The sequence below is a fragment of the Paracoccus sp. PAMC 22219 genome, assembly GCF_000787695.1.
Taxonomy (GTDB): Bacteria; Pseudomonadota; Alphaproteobacteria; order Rhodobacterales; family Rhodobacteraceae; genus Paracoccus.
In genome coordinates this window covers 1-22,169 of record NZ_BBPH01000002.1, presented here as the reverse complement: position 1 = coordinate 22,169, position 22,169 = coordinate 1, and the positions used below count along the sequence as shown (strand labels likewise).

General features: G+C 61.9%; 20 protein-coding genes. 6 read left to right on the top strand and 14 right to left on the bottom strand.

Annotated features, from left to right (window positions below):
• The 9 genes from TY51_RS00840 to TY51_RS00805 form a co-directional block, all read right to left on the bottom strand.
• A complete protein-coding gene (locus TY51_RS00840; protein WP_042244639.1) occupies nt 1-2,085 on the bottom strand; it encodes an AIPR family protein in 2,085 nt (694 codons plus the stop codon).
• On the bottom strand, nt 2,085-3,032 hold the full coding sequence (locus TY51_RS00835; protein ID WP_042244638.1) for a PD-(D/E)XK motif protein: 948 nt from the start codon (nt 3,030-3,032) through the stop codon (nt 2,085-2,087). The genes TY51_RS00840 and TY51_RS00835 overlap by 1 nt, the downstream gene beginning before the upstream one ends.
• The gene (locus tag TY51_RS00830) at nt 3,025-5,766 is read right to left on the bottom strand and encodes a Z1 domain-containing protein (protein WP_042244636.1); all 2,742 of its coding nucleotides are present in this window, start codon (nt 5,764-5,766) and stop codon (nt 3,025-3,027) included. Before TY51_RS00830 ends, TY51_RS00835 begins: the two co-directional genes overlap by 8 nt.
• 4 nt (nt 5,767-5,770) lie before the next feature.
• Nucleotides 5,771-7,246: an ATP-binding protein gene (locus TY51_RS00825; protein WP_197054589.1), complete on the bottom strand. Its 1,476-nt coding sequence runs from the start codon at nt 7,244-7,246 to the stop codon at nt 5,771-5,773.
• Nucleotides 7,247-7,940: 694 nt separating this feature from the next.
• Entirely contained in the window at nt 7,941-9,455 is a 1,515-nt protein-coding gene (locus TY51_RS00820; protein WP_081994643.1) for a gamma-glutamyltransferase family protein, read from the bottom strand.
• Between the two features lie 23 nt (nt 9,456-9,478).
• On the bottom strand, nt 9,479-9,805 hold the full coding sequence (locus TY51_RS22985; RefSeq protein WP_231558831.1) for a hypothetical protein: 327 nt from the start codon (nt 9,803-9,805) through the stop codon (nt 9,479-9,481).
• On the bottom strand, nt 9,802-10,494 hold the full coding sequence (locus TY51_RS00815; RefSeq protein ID WP_231558830.1) for an ABC transporter substrate-binding protein: 693 nt from the start codon (nt 10,492-10,494) through the stop codon (nt 9,802-9,804). The genes TY51_RS22985 and TY51_RS00815 overlap by 4 nt, the downstream gene beginning before the upstream one ends.
• Nucleotides 10,495-10,510: 16 nt before the next feature.
• Entirely contained in the window at nt 10,511-11,284 is a 774-nt protein-coding gene (locus TY51_RS00810; protein WP_042244631.1) for an ABC transporter permease, read from the bottom strand.
• Complete coding sequence (locus TY51_RS00805; RefSeq protein WP_042244629.1) at nt 11,281-12,129, bottom strand: ABC transporter ATP-binding protein; 849 nt, start codon at nt 12,127-12,129, stop codon at nt 11,281-11,283. The genes TY51_RS00810 and TY51_RS00805 overlap by 4 nt, the downstream gene beginning before the upstream one ends.
• 207 nt (nt 12,130-12,336) lie before the next feature.
• Between TY51_RS00805 and TY51_RS00800 the strand changes: the two genes are divergently transcribed.
• The gene (locus tag TY51_RS00800; protein ID WP_197054588.1) at nt 12,337-13,002 is read left to right on the top strand and encodes a GntR family transcriptional regulator; all 666 of its coding nucleotides are present in this window, start codon (nt 12,337-12,339) and stop codon (nt 13,000-13,002) included.
• On the opposite strand, the gene TY51_RS00795 is transcribed toward TY51_RS00800, so the two are convergent.
• Nucleotides 13,003-13,404 carry a nuclear transport factor 2 family protein gene (locus tag TY51_RS00795; RefSeq protein ID WP_042244625.1) on the bottom strand — a complete coding sequence of 134 codons (402 nt, stop codon included), beginning with the start codon at nt 13,402-13,404 and terminating at the stop codon, nt 13,003-13,005.
• An 83-nt stretch (nt 13,405-13,487) separates the two neighbouring features.
• On the opposite strand from TY51_RS00795, the gene TY51_RS00790 reads away from it, so the two are divergent.
• The 4 genes from TY51_RS00790 to TY51_RS20660 all read left to right on the top strand — a co-directional run bounded on the left by TY51_RS00790 (nt 13,488) and on the right by TY51_RS20660 (nt 17,007).
• Nucleotides 13,488-14,693: an amidohydrolase family protein gene (locus tag TY51_RS00790; protein WP_042244622.1), complete on the top strand. Its 1,206-nt coding sequence runs from the start codon at nt 13,488-13,490 to the stop codon at nt 14,691-14,693.
• A gap of 713 nt (nt 14,694-15,406) precedes the next feature.
• Nucleotides 15,407-15,565 (top strand): hypothetical protein, encoded by a 159-nt coding sequence (locus TY51_RS21525; protein ID WP_156117812.1) that lies wholly within the window; start codon nt 15,407-15,409, stop codon nt 15,563-15,565.
• Nucleotides 15,566-15,597: 32 nt separating this feature from the next.
• Nucleotides 15,598-16,614 carry an NAD(P)-dependent oxidoreductase gene (locus TY51_RS00785; RefSeq protein WP_307533721.1) on the top strand — a complete coding sequence of 339 codons (1,017 nt, stop codon included), beginning with the start codon at nt 15,598-15,600 and terminating at the stop codon, nt 16,612-16,614.
• A gap of 114 nt (nt 16,615-16,728) precedes the next feature.
• Nucleotides 16,729-17,007, top strand: coding sequence for an SH3 domain-containing protein (locus TY51_RS20660; protein ID WP_081994633.1), 279 nt, complete (start codon nt 16,729-16,731; stop codon nt 17,005-17,007).
• A 156-nt stretch (nt 17,008-17,163) separates the two neighbouring features.
• Here the strand turns inward: TY51_RS20660 and TY51_RS00775 are convergent, their stop codons facing one another.
• Genes TY51_RS00775 through pobA form a run of 4 tightly spaced genes read right to left on the bottom strand, consistent with a single transcriptional unit; the run spans nt 17,164 to nt 21,290 of the window.
• The gene (locus tag TY51_RS00775; protein WP_042244617.1) at nt 17,164-18,525 is read right to left on the bottom strand and encodes a TRAP transporter large permease; all 1,362 of its coding nucleotides are present in this window, start codon (nt 18,523-18,525) and stop codon (nt 17,164-17,166) included.
• The gene (locus tag TY51_RS00770) at nt 18,515-19,048 is read right to left on the bottom strand and encodes a TRAP transporter small permease (protein ID WP_042244614.1); all 534 of its coding nucleotides are present in this window, start codon (nt 19,046-19,048) and stop codon (nt 18,515-18,517) included. The genes TY51_RS00775 and TY51_RS00770 overlap by 11 nt, the downstream gene beginning before the upstream one ends.
• Nucleotides 19,045-20,079, bottom strand: coding sequence for a TRAP transporter substrate-binding protein (locus TY51_RS00765; protein WP_156117811.1), 1,035 nt, complete (start codon nt 20,077-20,079; stop codon nt 19,045-19,047). The genes TY51_RS00770 and TY51_RS00765 overlap by 4 nt, the downstream gene beginning before the upstream one ends.
• Before the next feature lie 44 nt (nt 20,080-20,123).
• Entirely contained in the window at nt 20,124-21,290 is a 1,167-nt protein-coding gene (gene pobA / locus TY51_RS00760) for a 4-hydroxybenzoate 3-monooxygenase (protein WP_042244610.1), read from the bottom strand.
• Nucleotides 21,291-21,334: 44 nt separating this feature from the next.
• Here pobA and TY51_RS00755 point away from each other — a divergent pair, with 44 nt between their 5' ends.
• Nucleotides 21,335-22,075 (top strand): AraC family ligand binding domain-containing protein, encoded by a 741-nt coding sequence (locus TY51_RS00755; RefSeq protein WP_042244608.1) that lies wholly within the window; start codon nt 21,335-21,337, stop codon nt 22,073-22,075.
• The last annotated feature ends 94 nt before the right edge of the window (nt 22,076-22,169 follow it).

Genomic DNA, 22,169 nt, shown 5'->3' with positions numbered 1-22,169 from the left:
TCAGGCGTCCGCAGCGTCGCGGATGAAGCCGTTGTCCTCGAGGCGCGCGAGGACGGAGACCGCCATGCTCGTTTGCCGCTCGGTCGGAAGGCGCGAGGGCATCTTGGCGCAGATTCCCAGCACGCCGAACTCTGCAGGGCTGAGCAGTCGCCGCTCCCGCCCCCAAGCCTGCGCCTTGGCCCAGAACTCCCCGCCCAGCTCCAGCACGCGAACCTGATCGACGAGGTCCTCCGAGAGCTTGCGGTCGGTCTTCTCGTCCCGGGCCGTCTCCTTGACCTCCTCCGGATCGACGATCATGTCCTCGAGGCCTTCGGGATAGGACAGCTTCCGCTTGCGGAACTGTTCCCAGCACGCCTGCTTCTTGGCCCATTCACTCATGTTGCGCACTCCGGCGGGTGGGCTTGTGATCACCTCCTGAGCCTCGGCAGCCGCCGTCAGCAACGCTTCCTCCAGCGCAGGCGGCACGTCCTGCGTGCGCCAGACCCGCGCAAGATCCACCACCTTGTCCCGCGCAGCCATGTCGGCGGCGACCTTTGCGATCGCATAGGTCACAATGTTCGCCCGGTAACCGCCCTCATACCAGGCTTGGGCCGAGACGAGCTTTTCCAGTTTCCGGAAAATGATCGCCTTTGCGATCAGGTGCCTGAACCAGCCATCATCGACCCTGTCACCGCTCTTGCCCCACACCTTCTCGATCGAGCGTGCGAAGGCCGCGAAGTTCTTCTGCGCCCCTTGGCTGACGATGAACGGCTGGCCATTCCACGTGTTCTCGAACTTGGCGAGATCGGTCTTGCTGAAGAACTGCGACCGGGGGAACTCGGCGTCCCACCGCTTCCTCCCGGCCTCGGTCATCTTGCCGCGCGCATCGGCATACTGTCCCCGCGCGCGCTCATAGAACCATTTCGTCTCGCGATATCCACGATCCCCGGAGGGCGCGAGCAGCTTCCGCGACAGCTCCTCGATACGAACATGAAAGGGATGGTTCGCGAAGAAGTCGGCCGCGTTCACCTTGTTCTGGCTGTTCGCGTATTCCGAGATGCGCGGGACGACGTTCTCCGAGAGAATCGGGGGAACGATGCTCAGCTTCATCTGGACGAAGATGTCATCCATCCCGGCACCAGCGGCCTTGGCTGCTGCATGCAGTGATGCCGTGGTCTGTCCTCCGTTGACGATCTGCAGGTTGGATGCCGACCTGAGCAGCAGACCATCGTCGGTCTGCTCAACCTCGACCTCCTCGGCCGTGGCGGCAAGACCGTTGTTGTAGCTCAGGAACATGTGCGGCTCCTCGAGGATCGTCCTGCGGATGCCCCGGTTCACCCCGCCCTTTGCCTGAAGAAAGCTGCGGACGTTCGATTCCAGCAGGCGCGCGCCCCAGACATCGTAGATCTCCGCAAGCTGACGCCCGGGAATCACGGCGATGTAGCTCTCCAGCGCGGCGTCCGATCCCGACGCCTTCAGGACCGGCACGCCGGCACCGAAATCCTCGCTGAACCGGATGGTCATGTCGGCACGTGCCTTGCCCTGCTCGGCGTATCCCTGCAGTCGCTTGAGGTCCCAGACGTTGTAGGTCACGGGCTTGCCGTCGATCTCGCCCGCAGGCGTCGCGTCGACGCGCGCACGATTATCCGAATTCGTGACGTAGATCAGCTTGATCTTGACTATCCGACCCCACCGCGTCGCGATGAGATCGGCAAGACCGGCTCCTTGGCTCGTCTCCTCCATCTGGTCCCGGAACTGATCGGACCGGGCATTACGCAAAAAAGATACAAGTTTTTTGAACTGTCCTTTCAGGTCGACGGCACGCGTCGTTCTCACCTCCGGGGTGATCTGAAAATCACACAATATAAGTGCAAGAACACCCTCGGATTCAGTTGGATCTCCGCCCGAACCCGTAACCTGAATTTCGTCATCCAAGCTATCGGTCCACTCATAATGGGCGTAGTCCGCCTGATCGATCTCGCCGGCCTCGGTCAGGAACTCGCCGATCCGTTCGAAGAAGGCTTCCTGCGTATAGGTCCCGGACGCATCCGCATCGCCTTGGATGTCGGCGATGAAGCTCCGGTGGAATTCGTCAAGATCCGACATCAGGCGATCCTCGCGGGCGACAGCACGTCTTGGGTGACTTCGAAAGGCGCGCAGGCGTGCAGATTGATGAAATATTTCAGGTTCTCCACGCCGAGCGGCAGCGGAGGGGTCATACGGGGAAAGCCGTCACGGACCTCGTATGTCCGAGATGTGCCGGTCTTCCACACGCGTCTTTCATCGACGTCCTCCGGGCGGAAACCTGTCGCAGCGATGCGCCGCTCCCACATGTCGACGGCTGCCGGATCCGACGCTAAAAGGGCTCCCGTCATCTCGACATGGTCGGCCAATGACAGCCCGTCCGTCGCCATTGCCGTGTCCACGTCGATCACATGCAGATACAGTGCGAATCCTTCGACCGCCTCAAGCTGCACCTCCGAGGATATGGCAATCTTCGGATGGGCTGCCCCGCGTCTTGCCTTGACCTCGACGTGCATCGAGGCGAGCTCGAAATCCTTGGCGCTCCCCTCGGGGCCTTTCCAGGCTTCGGCCGCTGCCAAGGGACCGCATGACCGGGCCAGGTAGCGCAGCACCGCAAGCTCGGCGACGAGGCCCCGCTGCTCCTCCAAGGTCAGGCCGCCCGCGCTGCCACTGCGCAGCAGATGGTGCCAACGCAGGGTGCGCTGGACGGCGCGCGACACTGCGGCGGTGGGGCTGTCAGTCGCTTCGGCCGCGGCGGCGACGTCGCGGCAGAGTGTCTCGAAGATGTCGACCTGACCCCGATCCGAAAGAGAGATGCAGAGATTGCCGCGCCCTTCGAGCGTCCGGTAGGAAAGCGTCAGGTTCCGCATCTGCGGAAGCGGGTGGACTTCGTCCACTCCCTCGCCAAGCCTCAGCACGAGTCCAGGCGCACCGTCCGGCATTCTCGCCCAGAAGATGTCGTGACGGCCACGGCCGTCCAACCGGCGACCGGCGTCGGGGGCCAGGTCGTCCCAAGGGGTCTCAGCCATCGATGAGGCCCTCGTCGTCGGTATCGTCGTCATCTCCATAGAGCTCGCGGAACTTCTGCGCGTTGACAATATATTCGACGCGCTCTCCCGGAATGCTGGAGATCGGCAGGCTCATCCCCCAGCCCACCACGACGGATTTGGGAAAGTTGCTTGGAAGAGACAGCAGGAGCTTGTCATCTTTGCCGTAGTATTTATCGCGCAGTTTAACGATCTGGAGCACAAACAGCGGCTGCTCGCGCACTTTGCGATAGATCTTATCCGGATAGTTGATGCTGCTGCTCTCGTCCCTCTCTTTTTTGTTAAAAGTCTTGCGATAAGCTGCCTCGGCCGCGGTAGTGGCGTCAGCTGAAACGCCGATCTTCTCCACACCTCTTGACGCGATTCTGGCCTTCTTGCCACTGATCGACAGCAGGCCTTTCTCAAGATCGCCAAGATCGATCTTCCGAACTTGGGGCCCAATGCTCCAGTTCGAGTGAATAAACGGCAGTTCTTCCCCCTTGACGCTTGCGATCAATACGTCCCAATGCTTCAGCTCGTTGTCCTTGCGGGCATCGATGTAGCGTCGGATCGGCGCGGTCTGTGTCAGGAACGCAGCCTCATGATTGCGCCATCCTAGGAGGAACCGCTCGATCAGATCGACAGGCACTTCCCGTAGCAAACGCCCACCACTCGGATCCTCCGCCTTATCGGGTCCGAACCCGGCTGCGGACAGCTGATCAAGGAATTTTTTCGCAAGGTCTAGGTTGGCATCAACATCCCCGACGCCCAGCTTGGCAGTTTCGACCCAAGCATTCGAGAGGCCGATATGAACGACCTTCTGCCCTGACCCCATCTTGTTGCGCGCAGTCACGAGAAGAGCGGACGGGTGGCTACGGACGGCCAGCCCAAAATCGGCAGGTGTAAGCTTGGCGTCTTCCATGCTCTTGAGCTCGAGATGCAGTTCCTCCGAAGCCTCGGCGATATGGGCATACCAGTCGATCGCGTCTGTCGGCATCCAGATCCGGCAGAGGTCCTCGTAGCCGCCTCGATATCCGAACCAACGCCCCATCTGCATCAGCGTGTCATACATCATGGTATTCCGCAGGAACCACGTGACGGTCAGCCCCTCGAGCGTCAGGCCGCGCGACAGGGAATAGCCGCCTACGGCGATCACTGTCTGACCGATCTCGCCGGTTGGCGCATAGTCCAGCCCGTTGCCCCGGCTGTTGACCTCCACGACCTTGGCCGCGGCGATGGCATCCAGCAGCGTCGCCTGGACGTCGTCCCACGCGAACCCGGTGTCTGCGTATTCCCTACGCCAGACATCATGCAGGGCTGCGATCTCGGGATCGGCCAGCCCTCGGGTGCTCAAGGATCCGTTGATCCGGACCGCGTTCTGGATGTCGGATAGACGTTCGTGGATGCGGTTGCGGATCCTGCCTTGGACGGCGGTGAAACGGCTCGCATTGACCAGCATCGAGCAGTGCTTCGACGCCTGGCCCCTGAGGTTGCGGATCGTGCGCGCGATGAGGAATGCGCGCAGCGCCTCGATGAGCGAAGGCGGAAGATCGGCGATGTCTTGGTCGATCTTGTGCTTGACGGGCAGGACATCCGCGTTGTCCGTGATGTGCCGCAGCCAGACCGGAGGACCGTCCTCGGGCAGTCCGTCGATGAAGACCTTGCTTGCGCCGAAGTAGTTCGTAGGGGCATCGAGGCCGATGATGAAGTGCTTGGGAAACAGATCCTCCTTCAGCGCGTCGTCATACTGGTCGGGGTCGACGAAGATGTTCGCGAAGGGCGTCGCCGTGTATCCGACATAACAGCTGCGGCGGAAGGTCTTGAGAAGATCGCGGATCTGCCCATTGATCTTCGTCACCTCCTCCTTGGCGTATTTCGTGTTGATCGAGGCGTTGTCGGCCTCGTCGTCGATCAGCAGCATCGGCTGATCGATCATCTGTTCGTCGCCCCTCGCGCTGTTGTCCTTGAGCCAGTCGAGAAGGTTCTTCAGCGTGCTCGGGTTCTTCTTGATCACCAGGACGACCGGGACCTTGTAGGAATCGATCTGGCTGGTGTTCGTCGACGCGGTCTCCTTGTGGAAGTCCCGCTTGGTGTTGGTCAGGCTGACCGGGACGTGACGGTCGTCGAAGAGGCCGACCCCTATCGCATGGTTTCCCTTCTGCCCCGTGCGGCCGGTATCGCGGCCGATGAAGCCTTCGTCGATACGCTCTTGGGTCTGGTTGCGGAGGTTGTTGTGAATGCCCGCGATGACGATGATCAACCGATAGCCTGCATCGGCTGCCTTGCATATCAGGCCGGTGTAGTTCGCGGTCTTCCCGCTCTGGACATGCCCGACGACCATTCCGCGTCGGTCCCATTGCTCCTCCAGCCGCGGATTGCCCAGCCGGCCGAGGATCCGTTCCGTGATGGCGTCGGTGGATGTCACCACGTCCTGAGGAAGGCCGTTCTTCAGCAGCAGCTTCTTGTAGCGGTCCCAGTAAAATGGCGCGATCGAGGCCTTCGCGTCGTCGAGCCACGGCTGAAAGTCCGCGTCGGCGACCATCGCCCCGAGGCCCATGGTGACGCTGAACCGGCTTTCGATGTCCCGGGCCAGCTGCTCAAGGGCCGCTTCGTCCGCGCCGATGCCCAGAAGGACGTTGAAGTTGGCAATCATGCCCCGCAATTCATCGCCCGTCTTGCGGTGATGCGCCAGCGATTGAGAGATCACCGAGTCGAGGTGAGCGATCTGGTTGGTCATGTCCTCAGTTCTCCTGCATCCCGTCGAGCATCGCGCGAATCTGGTCCTTGTGACGAATGAGCGGCTCGGTCGAACATAGCACCTGCAGCACGTCGTTTCCGGTCATGCCGGTCGCCAGAAGTGTCCTGACGGCCTGTTCCACCGACTCCGCGACATCCTCGAACTCCGTCTGATCCGCCTCGACGCTTTCGGCGCCACCCAGCATGTCGGCGTGGAGCGCGGGAACTGGCAATCCGGCACCGAGCAGCCTGATGCAGGTGCGGAAGCCGTTGCGAAACTCCTCGGGCAGGGCCTGCGCGAACCCCTCGATGGCCGGATGATCGGCATTGGGACGATAGATGATGCTTCCGTCCTTCTGGAACCGGTTCCATAGCGGCATGTTCGCCTCGTCCACCAATTTGCGACCGCGCTTCTGATAGGTCCGCTTGGACGTGCCCTGCATTCGTTCGACGATACGTCTCAACCGATCGCGGACAACGGGTGGCATCTGCGCCGATGCCTTACGCACGTCGATCTTCCAGTCGGCATCCATCGTGTTCGGGATGTCGACCCGGACGCGGCTCAGCTTGGTCAGCTCGCTCGCGCGGGCAAGCCCGAGCCACCCCCCGGCGATGATCAGCCGGCGCTCGCGATATATGTAGAATCCCTGAGACCGCAGATGACCTTCCGGTCCGCCGATCTGACCCCACTCGGCTTTCGTCATCCGACCATGATGCGGCAGCGTGAAGCATTGGGCGAAGATCGTTTGGTTCGCATAGGGGATCGGGTCGATCTCACCGGCCTGCGTTGCGGGGTGCTTCGATGCGAACGGATCCAGCGGCACCAGCCTTCGACCGTTCAGGAACAGCTTCAGCTGCGGCTTCGACCCCTCCATGTATCGGTGGAAGCACAGGCGCAGATGGTGTTCCGCGCCGGACAGGGCGGCATTGATCTCCGACGCGCGCCTCTTGGCTTCGTGACGGACGTTGGTCGACAGGCGGTCCAGCTTGCGCCAGAGAACGATGGTGCCGCTTTCGGTCAGTTGCTCGATCGCTGGCAAGGAGACGGGGTCCCCCTCTACCTGCACCTCCCAACGGTTGCTCCTGGACACCTCGTCAAGGTCCCATGTCGCGGCGGTGGTGGTGCCATTCCGTCGGCTTGCGACTGTCAGCATCCGGCATTGCGAAAAGCTCGCGCTCTTAAGCCCGAGACCGAAGCGGCCCAAGTCGTGTGTCGAGCGCTGTTCGAGAGGGTTGCGCGATCCAGGCCGCATCGCCTCGATCAGTTCCTCCCGCGTCATTCCCGACCCGTCATCGACAATCGCGATCCATGGGGCGTCGGATATCGTGTCAGCGACGATATGGACCGCCGTCGCTCCCGCGGTGATCGAGTTATCGATGACATCTGCCATCGCCGTCTCAAGTGTATAGCCGAAATCTCGCATCCCCTCTATCAGGGAGGCGGCATGCGGAGTAGCGTCCGCCAGACTCTTTAAATTCATGTCATGAATCATTTGTATGAGCGATACCCGACGTTCCTCATCTCGGCCCGCTGCGTCAAGCAATTCTTGGGTCGAATCTGCTTCAAGTACAAATCATGTCTGTCAAGCCTGCCCACCCTGACCCTCGCCGGCCCTGCGTCCGGAGCAGGTCCTGACCAGCCAGTTCCGCATACCCGAGGGATGCAGCATCACCTGTGCGGAATTCTTGGGTCCGACGCGACGCGGTTGCCGAACCAATACAACCCTTTGGGAATATGGATGACGCTCTCTATCAAAACACCCGTTGGAGCATTGTGAAGCAAGAAATGGAGGGCGAACCGGAGAAAATAGTCATCAACCGGCGTGCCAGCATCAAGGGTCTGACCGTTGATGGTGAGGATGGCTCTGTCTTTGACGTATTAGCAGCATCCGTGATCGGAGGACCTTTGGTTTGTATCGAGGGTGCCGGATGCGAGCGACAAGATTCGGGGGCCCTTACTTTGAGCATATCGGTCCATATTGATGGCCTGCCCCTATCGGGTGGTCCGGTTTCAGTCGTAGTGCATTGCGGGTCTTGGCGCTAAAGCTGGGGTGGCCGGCGAAGGGGACTTCGGCGGGCTTGCGGATGCATTTCCAGTTAGGATAGCGCCCCGCTCGGACAGAGGTATTGGCGCAGCGAAGTTAATCTCTGGCGTCGTTTTTGAACGATGACTTGTCAGAGCGCAGTCCCTTCTCCACGCGGGTCATGCGCCCCTGAGCTACCCGTCACATCGATGTGAATCGCGCCCGCACAGCCGAAAATCGGGGACAGAGCGGGCAATGCGGCGGTCTCATGGCCAAGAACGGTCAGGGTTGAAATGACTGCCGAGCCCAAGGATTCCTCGATCTTGAGACTATCGCGACTGTCGGAAAAGGTACGGCCAAGAAGGAATCGCGGTTGTGCCAGTGCTTCGGCCGGCTTGAGCCCGAGATCAATCAGAGCCGTCAACAGGACGGCCAGCGTCTGGGGCTGACCGTCCGCGCCCTGTGTTCCGTAAAGCAGATGCGGCATTCCATGTCTCAGCGCGATACCGGGGTTAAGGGTGTAGAATGGCCGCTTTCCCGGTACGATGGCGTTTGGATGGCCCGAACTGGTCGAGAAGCTGGCACCGCGATTGTGCCAGATGATCCCCGTATCACCGATCACGCAGCCGCTGCCCCAATCAAAGTAGGTGCTTTGCAGAACGCTTGCACAGCATCCCTTTGCATCGGTTGCGGCGAAGAAAACGGTGTCGCCGTGCTTGAAGGTCTGCGGCCATGCCAGCGCCCTACCGGTGGAAATTGCGGCGGCCTTGGCGTCTAGTCTCGGCGCTGCCAGCATGGCCAGCGGATCAACGTCGGCATGATCGGGATCGGCGATCTGGTCGCGATCCAGAAAGGCCTGCTTGACGGCCTCGACCAGCAGATGCGTGCGGGCGGCAGGGTCGGATGGCATCGGCAGCCGGTCGAGGATGCCCATGATCGCCAGTGTCGTCACACCTTGCGTGGGTGGCGGCGGCGCCAGCAGCGTCAGGTCTCGATAGGGTTGGGCCAGAGGCTGCGCCTCGCGGCATCGCGTGGCAGCAAGGTCGGCAGCGGTCAGCGCCGCACCAGCGTGTCCCAAGCCTTGGGCGATGCGCTGCGCGGCCGGCCCGTCATAGATGCTGCGTAGCCCATCGCGGATCAGCAGGGACAGGATCTCGGCCAGCTGCGGTTGCCGCAGCAGATCGTCCCCGCCGGTGGCGAACTGCTCCGCAAAGCCCGGCCAGTCCGGCCAGTCCGCGGCTCGGAAATCAAGCCAGAACCTCTGGCTGGCACCGGGTCTGTATCCATCGCGAGCGAGGGTCAGTGCGGCTGCCAGCAACGCGTCCGGAGTCATGGTTCCGCCCCATCGCGCGGCCGACAGCCGCAGCGCGTGGTCCCAACTGTCGACCGCGCAGGCGGTCGTCAGCATCGCGCCCGGCCCCCGCAAGGGAAGCGCGTCCGGCAGATCCGGCAAAACGGCGGGCGCTTGGCCGATGCCCATCAGGGTGGTCGACCAGCCGTCGCGGTCGGCCAGCAGCCAAACCGCATCGCCGCCCAAGCCGCAGAAATGTGGCATGACCACCGTCAGAACGGCGCCCATCGCCACCGCAGCCTCGGCCGCGGTGCCGCCGCGCTGCAGGACATCCGCCCCGGCCTTGGTCGCAAGGGGGTGCGGGCTGGTCACCATTGGCTGCAATGCGGCGACCATGATCAGTCGGCCAGAACCAGTTGACGGTCGTCCTGCGGGGGCAGGAAACTGCGGTCGAAAACCTGGGCGACATCGGGCTTCGTTTCCAGCTGATAGCCCTCGGCGACGATGTCGATCGCGCGTGACAGGCGGTCGTCGTCCAGGTCACCCAAGCCGATCCGGGTTACCTCGTCCGACGCGATCAGGTTTTCGTAAGAGAACATCATCCGCGCCATTTCCAGATCGCGGTTCGCGAGGTTGTCGAACGCCAGGACGGCATCAGCCCCAGCCTCGTGGTCCTGCGCGATCTCGACCGCTGCGCGGTTGATCGCGCGGACCAGGCCGGTCACGCGTCCGGATTGTCGGCGATCATCGCCTGAGAGACCATGACCCCGTTGGCATAGAGGTCGAGGCCGTGATCGCCGAAATTCAGCCAATTGAAATCGGCGGCAGGATCCTGGCGGTTGTTGATCAGGTTGAACCAGGCGGTGATGTTGAACACCATCGCGCCGTCGATATCGCCGCGGATCAGCATGGGTTCGGTCAGGTTCGGAGCCAGGCTTTCGATGATGATGCTGTCCAGATCGACGTCATTCATGCGCGCGAAGACTGGCAGCAGCTTGGTCGTGGGCGTGCCGGGAGCACCGCCAAGGGTTTTTCCCTCCAGGTCCGCGGGGCTTTCGATGCCGCTTTCCTTGCGGGTTACGATCGTGAAGGGCGGATCGTTCCATAGTTGATAGACCATGACCGGGGTCTGGTCGGGACGTTCGGCCGCGTTCTGGATGATGGCGTTGATATCACCAAAGCCCGCATCATAGGTGCCCGACATGATGCGGGTGACGGTAGCGGCGGAACCCTCTCCCTGGTCGATGGTGACGTTCAGGCCCTCCTCCTCGAAATAGCCCTTTTGCTGGGCCAGCAGGATGGGCGCGTCCGACCCTTGGGTCTTCCATCCCAGGGTGAAGCGGATGTCGGTCTGGGCCAGCGCGGGGGAGGCCAGCGCGATCAGGGATGCGGCGGCAAGCAGGGATTTCAGCATCGGAAAACCTTTCGGATCAGGAGGGGGACAGGTCGGTGCGGCGGTTCGCCCAGCCCACAACCCGGCCCTCGATCAGCGAGAACAGGACGTAGAGGGCGACCCCAAGGAAGGCGAGGATGAACAATCCGGCAAAGACCAGCGGCACGTCGAAGTTCGAGGACGCGCTCATCATCACGTTGCCGATGCCCTTGTTCGAGGCGACGGTCTCGGCAAGCACGGTGCCGACAAAGGCATAGGTGGCCGCAATCTTCAGCGAGGCGAAGAAGAAAGGCATGGTGCGCGGCAGCCCCACGTTCAGCAGCAGGTCCATCTTGCTGGCGCCCAGAGATTTCAACACGTCCTCCATCTCGGGCTCGGTGGTGGCAAGGCCGGTGGCGATGTTTACAACGATCGGAAAGAAGCACATGGCCAACGCGGTCAGGACCGCGGGGACCGGCCCCGCGCCGAACCACAGCACGAAGATCGGAACCACCGCGACCTTTGGGATCGACGAAAACCCGATCAACAGCGGATAGGCAGTGTCATAGGCCACACGCGATGTGCCGATCAGTGCGCCGATCACCACCCCAACGACCACCCCCAGGCCAAACCCGATCATGGTCGTCCACAGCGTCTGCAGGATATGCGGCCAAAGCACCGGGAAGCGCGCGATCAGCGTCGCCATCACCTGTGAAGGGCGAGGCACCACCAGGTCGGAAACGCCAAGGGCCAAGCACAGCACCTCCCACCCCACGAAAAAGGCTACGATCAGGGCGGCGGACCACATGCGACGACGAATGGCGTATTTCATAATGCGACCTTCTGGGCGGATTCGCCGCGGGCATCGATGATGCGTTCGCGCAGGCGCTGGTTCAGGGCAACGAATTCGGGTTGAAAGGTCATCTCGACCGTGCGCGGACGAGGGAATGTGACAGGGCTGTCGTCGATGATGCGGCCGGGGCGCGCGCTCATCACGCAGATTCTGGTGCCAAGGAACCCGGCCTCCTTGAGGTCGTGCGTGACCAACATCACAGTGGGGCGCCGCTTGATCCACAGATCCTGCATGGTGCCCCACAGCTCCTCGCGGGTGAACTGGTCCAACGCACCGAAAGGTTCATCCAGCAGCAGCAGGCTGGGTTCGTGGATCAGCGCCCGGCACAGGTTTGCGCGCTGCAGCATGCCGCCCGACAGCTGCCACGGGTAGTGACCTGCGAACTTCTCCAGACCGACATCGGCCAGCAACGCGTGGACGCGGTCGCGGTATTCGCCACGCTTCTTGCGGGCGTAGTCCTGACGGAACGGGCGCACGATCTTCAGTGGCAGCATGACGTTCTCTTCGATCGTCAGCCATGGCAGCAATGTGGGGTTCTGGAACGCCATGCCGACCCGTAGCGCCCGGGCCGCGACCTCGCGTCCGCCCACGATGATCTCTCCTCCGGATGGGCGGGTCAGGCCGCCGACCAGTTTCAAAATCGTTGATTTGCCGCATCCGGACGGACCAACCAGCGCCAGGAACTCGCCTTCGTCCAAATGCAGATCCGTCGGCTGCAACGCCTGAACGCGATCCGCGCCCTGTCCGAAGTCGACCGAGGCGCGCGACAGTTCGACCGCTGCTCGCTTTCGTTCCGGAGCGATCTGTGCAGAATCCGGGTTCATAAGGTTCCCTTGTCAAAGGTGCATGGCAAAAGTGCATACACTTTATAGCGCAGACTTAGCTGGCGAATCGGCAATCCCGCAAATCCGGGAATGCCGCTTCATGATGGTCAGAGCGCCGATGCTGAAACTTTCCGCAGTTTTGGAGAGCTTGCCGGAATGGAGGGCGATCTTATGACGACTGGCGCCCGCACTGTCGGCGGTGACCGAATGGCGGCCATTTGCCAAGGTATCCGCCGCGCCATCATCGAGGGGGCGCTGCTGCCCGGCGACCGCCTGCCCGAGGATGCCCTGGGAGAAAGCTTTGGCGTCAGCCGCACCATCGCCCGACACGCCCTGGGACAGCTGGCGGCCGAGGGGCTGGTCGATCTGCGCCGCAATCGCATCGCGACCGTGACCGCACCCACGCCTGCCGATGCGCGCGACATATTTGACATCCGCGTGGCGTTGGAACGGCAGGTGGTGCAGCATCTGGCGGGGCATCTGTCCGCAGATCAGGTCGCCGTGCTGAAGGACATCGTGCAGCAGGAACACGATGCGCGGCACGGGCCGGATGGCGCCTCTATCCGTCTGGCGACCGAGTTTCACATCCGTCTGGCCGAGATGACCAGCAAGCCGATCCTTGTGCGCTATGTGACGGAAATCTGCTATCGGGCCGGGCTTTCCCTTGCAGCGCTGGCCCGGCCCCATTCGTCGGAATGCGCCATCAGCGAGCACCTGGCCCTGATCGACCTTATTGCGCGTGGCCCTGCGGACAAGGCCGCCGACATGATGGCCGAGCATCTGGAGGCGGTGGCCACGCGTGCCCTGCTGTCAGGCGATCGCAGCCGCAGCCGCGATCTGGTCAATATCCTGCAGCCCTATGCAAAGGGCTGATCAGGATTTGGCGATAGAGGGGTCCAGAATCCATTCCGCACTGTCGTTCCAGACATCGGTATCTAGGATCAGCCCGTCCTGCACCGTGAAGCGGTCTATATAGCGATTGCCGTCAAAACCCGTCCCGTCCGGCCACTCTCCATACAGATAGCCCAGACTGTAAACGATCGTCTTGTCTCCCGCCGGCACGACGTCATAGCGCTCGATCCGCTTTTTGACCCAGGCATAGCGTGTGGCATTGAAACCGGTCGGACCCGAGGGCGTGTCGAACCGGCGCCCACCGGTGAAGCGGCAGACAAACCCCGGCGCCACGAATTGTGCCGCCCGCACTGGGTCCGGAGCCATCGAGGCCGCCAGGTAATCCTTGACCGCCTGCAGGTCGCGTTCACTGTTCTGATCCATTCCGGGCCGCTCTCTTGTTGTAAGCCTGTCGTGTAAGTGCATACAGTAGAAGAATACAGAAGCTCCCCCCGGATTCAAGAACCATGCTCGACCTCATCCTGACCAACGCCCGTTTGCCGCAAGGTGCGTCAGATATCGGTATTGTCGACGGGCGCATCGCAGCCCTTGGCCACAACCTCGGTAAGGCACGAGAGGTTCGTGACCTCGGCGGTCGCACTGTCCTGCCGGGTCTGGTCGAAGCGCATATCCATCTGGACAAGGCCGGGTTGCTGTGTCGCTGCGGACAGGTCGACAGCGTGCAACAGGCCGTTGCCGCTGTCAGTACCCTCAAGCGCGACTTCACCGTGGCCGACGTCCATGCCCGCGGGGCACGGGTCATCGAGGCCGCGATCAGCCAGGGCACCATGCATATGCGCAGCCATGTCGAGGTCGATCCCCGTGCCGGGCTGCGAAGCCTGCAGGCGGTGCTGGCGCTGCGTGCCGAATATGCCTTTGCGCTGGATCTGCAGGTCTGCGCCTTTGCGCAGGAGGGTCTGACCAACGATCCAGGAACCGGGGCCCTGTTAGAACAGGCGCTGGACCTGGGCGCCGACCTGCTGGGGGGCTGCCCCTACACGGACATCGATCCCATGGCACAGATCGATATCCTGTTCGACATGGCCGCGCGGCACGATGTCGATCTGGATTTTCATCTGGATTTCGATCTGGATCCCGAAGGCTCTCATATCCGGGCGATCTGCGACCGGACGATCCGGCAGGGCTGGCAAGGGCGCGTGAATCTGGGGCATGTGACCAAGCTGGCGGTGATGGAAGACCATTCTCTGGCCACGCATGCCGGGATGCTGGCAAAGGCCAATGTGGCCGTGACCGCCTTGCCCGCGACCGATCTTTATCTGAACGGCATGGATCAGGGCCACCGCGCCCCCCGGGGCGTGGCGCCCCTGCATCTATTGGACGACGTCACGGTTGCGGTCGCGACAAACAACGTGATGAATCCGTTCACCCCCTATGGCGATTGCTCTCTGCTGCGGATGGCGAACCTTTATGCCAATCTCATGCATCTGGGGGCGGGTGATTTCCCGGCCTGTCTGCGGATGATCACCGAAGGCCCGGCCCGCATTTTGCGGCTGGCGGACTATGGGCTTTCGGTCGGGCATCACGCCGACCTGATCGTGCTAGACGTCGCGAGCGCCGACGAGGGCCTTGCCACAATTGCCTCTCCCATCATGGGCTTCAAGGCTGGCCGCCAAAGCTTTGATCGACCCGCTGCGCGATTGCTGCGTCCCTGAAGCCGGGATCGCTCCAGTGACGTTCATGCGCGAAATTGCCGTCAGCATGGAATGCTTCGGCGGCTTAGGAGAACGCTTGATCGCCGCAAATGCCCCATTCGCCGGCACCAGCATCGCGCCGTGAGTGGCCGATGGACACAGCGGCGGGCGCGAGGCCCTGCAACGGGTTTTTTCTAACGTGTTCGTCAGTACTGGCCCGCCATTGTGCCGTATCACACTTGTCGTATGCGGTTAGACGCCGGCGCTTTGGAACCAGCGCCGCAGTTATGCCAGGCAGGTTTCGCAGGAAAGCTATCGTGCGGCCTTGCGCCGCCGGCGGCCAAGGATCGCGTTGGACACGGCCTCGTACATTGCGGGGCACTGAACCGGTCCGCGCCGCCCCCGGGCGCCGAGATCACCGTTGCCCGCGATTGCACCAGGCCCGAAGCGGACGCAAGGTATCCAATGCCTGACGGCAGGCCCACCACTTGGACGGCGACGCCTGCCAAGGCATTCCAGCATTGTGATCCGCCTGCCCCCCGGGCGGGTGCAGTCTGGCCGCAAGCCCCGACATACTGATCGAGGCCGTCGAGAACCGCCACGCGAACGGCACCTTCTAGGGCGTCCCGTATCACCCCGAGTTGTCCTTGTGTGAAAACGTTGCCTCGACAGCCCATCAGGCGAATGATGTTATTGACCAGGGCCTGGCGCGCAATCCGGGTGAGGTTGACCCCATGGCAGTGCAGCTGCACGACCGAGATGCCGTGCCGACGCCTGTGGACATCGCCTGGCAGTTGGGCCCGAACAGCGAAATCGCCCTTTTTGAACAACGCTCCTGCGAAATCGAGAGTTTCCAGAAAACTGTAGTGACGGGTGTCCTCCGGTCCCTCTGAGGAATGTCTCCACAGTCAATGGCGCAGCGTTCATGCTGAAGAACGGCCGCATCAGCGGAGTGCTTTTTCGCGCCGATGCTACGAAGGAATGGGTAATGCTGGCCTGCACGTGCCAAGCAGGGCTATCAGATGGACGCATGGACGCGGAGAGACACATGACCAAACGCATCGTTTTTACAGGCGGCACAGGCAAGGCCGGTCGCCATGCCGTGCCCCATCTGCTGGCAAGGGGCTACAAGATACTGAACGTCGATCTCAAGCCGCTCGACCTTCCGGGGGTGAACACGCTGATCGCCGACATCACCGACAGCGGCCAGGTCTTCAACGCCCTTACCACCCATTTCGGCTTTGATGGTTTTGAGGAAGGCGCACCCCCGAAGGCCCCCGACGCCATCGTGCATTTCGCGGCCGTGCCGCGGGTGATGATCAATCCCGACAACACCACCTTCGCGCAGAACACCGTCGGCACTTACAACGTGCTGGAAGCGGCGATGAAGCTGGGGGTGCGCAAGGTGATCTTCGCCAGCTCGGAAACCACCTATGGCGTCTGCTTTGCCGAGGGCGACAAGGATTATCATTCATTTCCGCTGGAAGAAGATTACGACAGCGACCCGATGGACAGCTATGGCCTGTCAAAGGTGGTCAACGAAAAGACCGGCCGCGCCTTTGCCATGCGCTATGGCGCCGATGTCTATGCCCTGCGGATCGGCAACGTCATCGAGCCGCATGAATACGACAACTTTCCCGCCTACCTGGCCGACCCGATGAGCCGCAAGCGCAACGCCTGGAGCTATATCGATGCCCGTGATCTGGGCGAGATCGTGCATCTTTGCCTGCAGAAGGACGGGCTTGGCTATCAGGTGTTCAATGCGGTGAACGACACCATCACCGCCACCATGCCCACGGCAGAGTTTCTAGCCAAATATGCGCCCAATACGCCGATCACCCGACCGATGGGCAAGGACGAGGCCCCGCTGTCCAATCGCAAGATCCGCGAGGTGCTAGGGTTTCAAGAGGCACACCCGTGGCGGAACTACGTGGACGTATGATCCGATCTACCGGGGCGTTGCGGTTGCGATACCCCGGTTGACCAAGCGCCTGCAGACCTGCTGTTATCCATCGTAAATGTGCCGTAGGAACAGCAAAACGATGCAGGTCATATAATGCGAACTTATTTTGCTGCGCTTCTCGCTCTCCTGATTGCCGCGGGATGCGCAGTTGGTTCTGGTGCTGTAGTCGAGGGCGCTGGGCCAGACGATCTCCTGAAGCTTCGCAAAGGCCCCGGTCTCGATTACGCCATCATCATCGGCCTGCCAGACGGAACGCGCCTGACCCGCCAGAATTGCGTGACGAACAACGGTAAGGTCTGGTGCCGCGTCGCTCTCACCGACAGGCCTGGCATATCGGGCTATGTCTCCGCAGAATATCTGGGGCATCGCTGACAGCGACATCTGCCCGTGTACGTCGTTCGTTACTCTTGTCATTTGCTGAACTGACAACCTTGGAATGGGTCGTTCGAGACAGCAGCAGCACATGCGCAGCCCGCGTGTGACATGTCGAGATCCTGCCAGTGCCCCGTCGGCTATGCTCAGCATGATTTAGCCCGACAGCACTCTGGGCAACCACAGGACCAGCGCCGGGAACGCCAGCAACAACCCCACGCGAACGATTTCGGCCAGAAAGAACGGCATGACGCCCTTGAAGGTCTCGCTCATCGGGACATCCTTCGCGAGCGCCGAGATGACGAACACATTCATGCCCACGGGCGGTGTGATCAGACCCAATTCGACGACCACCAGCGCAAGGATCCCGAACCAGATCTTGAGATCGTCCGTGGACATCCCGAAGCCTGAGCCTTCGGCACCCTGCATCGGACCGCCATTCAACGTGACCAGGACCGGCCAAAAGAAAGGGATCACCAGAAGGATCATCGACAGGCTGTCCATCATGCACCCTAGGAGCACCAGCGCCAGCAGAAGAAGCAGCAGGATCGTGAACGGCTCCATTCCCACGGTGCCGATCCATTCTGCGGTGTATTGCGGGAGCCGAACCCGCGACATGAAGATCTTCATCAACTCGGCGCCAAGCAGGATCAGGAAGATCATTCCGGTCGTCGAGGCGGTCTCGATCAGCGAGTCACGGATGCCCGCCCACGTGATCCGGCCCTGGATCAGACCGAAAAGCCAGACCAGGAAGACACCAATCGCCGCCGCAGGCGTCGGATTGTAGAGGCCGCCATAAATCCCGCCCAGGACCAGCGCGAAGATCAGCAGCACCGGCAGGACACCGATGGACGCTGCGCGAAACTCGGCGCGGTCTGCCGCGCCGCCGGCGGGTCCCGCCTCGGGGACGATCGTGACATAGATCGCGATGGTCACCAGAAAGAAAACGACTGCCAGAAGACCGGGGATCAGTGCCGCCATGAACAAGGTGACTATGTTCGCTTCGACCAGGATAGCATAGATGATCAGCACGACCGACGGCGGGATCAGGATGCCCAGAACGCCCCCGGCGGCCAGAGAGCCCGTGGCCAGCGCGCCGGAGTAATTATAGCGGCGCAACTCTGGCAGCGCGACCTTGCCCATCGTCGAGGCCGTGGCCAGTGACGAGCCGGAAACCGCGCCGAACCCGGCGCAGGCCGCGATCCCCGCCATTGCGGTGCCCCCGCGCATCCAGCCGAACCAGGCATTCGTGCCGCGGAACAGAGCCTGCGAGAAGCCGGCCTTTGTCGCCAGCGCACCCATCAGGATGAACATGGGAATGACGGACAGATCGTAAGTCGCGAATTGCCCGTAGGCGAGTGTCTTGAGCTGGTTCAGCACTAGCGTCGGACCGGTGACCAGCGACAGCCCGCCTGCGCCGACCAGAATCATCGCGTAGCCGATCGGCATGCGGAGTGCGATCAGGATCAGCAGCGCCACAAGCCCAAGGCTGCCGAGAAGGATGGGATCACTGAACATGGGGCGCCTTTTCCGGCCGGATGACATGGCGACCGCTATCCAGAACCGTCAGCGCCGCAGCTGCGACCAGCAGCGCGAGTGAAACGAGGATCGGCACGAAAGCCCACCAGATCGGGATCTGCAGGATCGTGGTGCGGTAACCGAACTGGCGCTGATCACCTAGGCCCAGCCCCATGCGCCAGAACAGCAGCAGCGCGAAGCACAGTGCGACCAGCGAAGCGGCAAGTCGAAAGCCTGCGACCCAACGCGCAGATGCCCGCGCGGTGAATATGTCAGCAGTAACGTTGGCGTCTGTCATCTGGCAGTAGGGCAGAAAGCAGAACACGGCGATGGCGACCAGCATCTCGGTGATCTCGAAATCCCCGGTGATGCGGTAACCGACGATGCCCGACCCTACGGCCGTCACGTTCACGGCGACCAGTGCAAGCAGAAGAATGCCGCCGATCAGGGCCCAGCCCGTGATCGCGCGGCGCAGCACCCCAGCCAGAAATTGGCCGGGGTGCTGGCGGCGACCTTCACTCATTGCGCGCTGGCCTGCGCCGCGATGGTGTCGCGTGCATTGGCAACAAGGGCCGCACCGTTCACGCCCTGAGGCGTCACGTCGTCGATCCAACGCTGCACGACCGGCTCCAAAGCGTCTCGAAACGCAGCGGTCTCATCCTCTGTCAGGGTGACGTGTGTGTTACCGGCCTCCGTGGCGAGGCCAATCCCGTAGTCGTCGGCGGCGCGCCAGATCTGGCCGACTTCGGCCAGCCACGCCTCATCCGAATTGTCGCGGAAGATTTGCTGGATGTCCTCGGGCAGCTCCTCCCACCGTGCCTGATTCATCGACACCTGAAAGACCGACGTGCCGATCCGGTAGCCGTCATGGCCCTCGATCTGAAAGTCGGTCTGCTCCTGCAATTGCAACGGCGCGATGATTTCCCACGGGATCAGCGCACCGGCGACGGTGCCGCGTTGCAAGGCCTGAGGCAATTCCGGGACCGGCATGGCAATGGCATTGCCGCCAAGCGCCTCGATGGCCCATGCACCCGTGCGCGACGGGGTCCGCAGATCCAGCCCCACCAGATCGGCGGGTGCGCGCACATCGGTGCTGCCTGTCTGGATCGCGTTTCCGGCATGGGTGTGCAGGAACATCACCTCGGTTCCGGCAAAATCCTCTTCGATATCGGCCATCATGGCGCGCATCGCCAGATTGATTGCGACGGGATCGTTCTCGAAGACATTCGGCAGCTCGAACACCTCAGAACGCGGGAACAGGCCGGGCGTATAACCGTTCAGCGTCCACACCATGTCGACGACGCCGTCGCGAACTTGATTGATCAGTTCGGGCGGGCGCCCGCCAAGCGTCATCGACGGATAGATTTCGATCCGCACCCGCCCATCCGAGGCCTCTGCAATCCGCTCGGCCCAAGGTTCCAGCATCTGGATATGCGCCGGTGCCTGCGCGCCCAGAAAATGGTGCAGCGTCAGGGTGAATTCCTGCGCGGTCACGGGAAGTGCCAAAAGCACGCCCCCCAGCAGTGCCGCTATGTTGGCTTTCGAGTGTATCATCATCGGTTCCTCCCTTGATGGTCCTGTGTGTCGCGCAGTCTGTGCTAGAAATCATGCCCGGTGTAATTCTCTGCAAAAACCTGCCGGGCCGCGGTTGAGGTGGCCAGCATGTCCAGTTCCACTTGCTGCATGCGCTGGTCGTAAGGGCTCTGGTCAGGAAAGCGGTGCATCATCGTGGTCACCGACCAGGAAAAGCGCATCGCTTTCCAGACCCGCCGTAGCGCACGGTCCGAATAGCCGTCGATGCCGCTGTCATCGCCCGCGTAATGCGCGATCAGTCCGTCAGAAAGATATTTGACATCCGAGGCCGCCAGGTTCAGCCCCTTCGCGCCTGTCGGCGGCACGATATGCGCCGCGTCGCCGCATAGAAACAGCTGCCCCCACCGCATTGGCTCGGACACGAAGCTGCGCAGCGGTGCGATTGATTTTTCTATCGAGGGACCGGTGATAAGCCGTTCTGCCACCTCCTGCGGCAGCCGTGCGCGCAACTCTGCCCAGAACGCGTCGTCGGACCAATCCTCGACCCGGTTGGTCAGTGGCACCTGAATATAGTACCGCGACAGGGTTTCGTTGCGCATCGACGCCAAAGCGAAGCCACGTGGATGGTTGGCATAGACCAGTTCGTCCATCACTGGCGGGGTGCGCGACAGGACCCCCAGCCATCCGAAGGGATAGACCTTCTCGTATTCGCATCGATCCCCCTCGGGAATCGATGCCCGGCTGACACCGTGAAAACCATCGCAGCCTGCGACGAAATCCGCATTGATCCGATGCTGCATGCCATCCTTTTCGAAGGTGACAGAGGGCGCGGTCGTCTTCAGATCGTGCAGCGTGACATTCTGGACGCCGTGGATATGCGTGGCCCCGATGGCGTCCTGAGCATCATAGAGGTCGCGCGTCACTTCCGTCTGGCCATAGACCATCACCGCGTGGCCGCAGCGTTCGGTGAAATCCACGCGGAACAGGTGCTGATCCTGAGTAAGGTAGCACCCGTGATGCGGATGCCCCTCGGCGGCCATACGCGCACCCGCACCGGCGTCGTGCAGCAGCTGGACGGTGCCACGTTCCAGAACACCCGCGCGGATGCGCTGAAGGACATAATCCCGGCTTTGCCGTTCCAGCACCACGGTGGCGACACCGGCACGGTTCAGCAGTTGCGACAGCAGCAGACCCGATGGGCCGCCGCCGATGATGATAACCTGCGTGCGCATGTTCCGTTCTCCCTCAAAAAAGGCTAGGCGACAGTTCCACCCAGATGAATGGACAAATCGGGAAACTTCTGGCACTTTTGAGCCATGGAGGCCTTATTGTGACATCCATTCCCGCGTGGCACCTCTATGGCGAGAACACGCCATTCCCGGATGTGATGCACCTCGAGAGGATCGTGGATCGCGCAGCCGGTCTTGACTGGCACATCGGTCCGCACCGCCATGCGCACCTTGCACAGGTGTTTCTGCTTGAGCGCGGCGTGACCCGAGTGGAGATCGAAGGAGGGACAAACCGGCCAGAGCCGCCCTGCATCCTCTACATCCCTCCCGGCACAGTTCACGGCTTCACCTTCGATGCAGGGACCGAAGGCTGGGTTCTGACCCTGCCCATCGATGCTCACCCTGAGCTTTTTGCCGACAATGGCGAGCTTGCGTCTTTTGTCGGCCGGCACTTCAACGCGACAGCTCCGGCCGGACTTTCGTCCTTGTTTCCGACCCTTTTCGAGGAGTGGCACGGCAGGAAGCTATTGCGGCATCTGCGGCTGCGTGCGGTAGTGGCGCAGATTTTCTGCACCATTTTTGAGCCTCTGGCGCAGGCGCAGCAGCAAATGGGGCTGGGCCGCCGCGACCCAAGATTGGCCTCGTTCCTCGACTTGGTGGCCCGCCACCATGTCAGTCATTGGACGATCCAGCGATACTCATCTGAGTTGGGAGTATCGGTTAGAAACCTGGCTCGGATTTGCCGCGAAACCACCGGTCTGAGGTGCCCCCCGAAATCTGGACACTGACGTAAGCTCTGTTTTTGCTGTCTGCTGATCTTCATCACGAGGGAGATCGACGATGTCGAAACGAAAGCAGCACGCCCCTGAGTTCAAGGCGAAG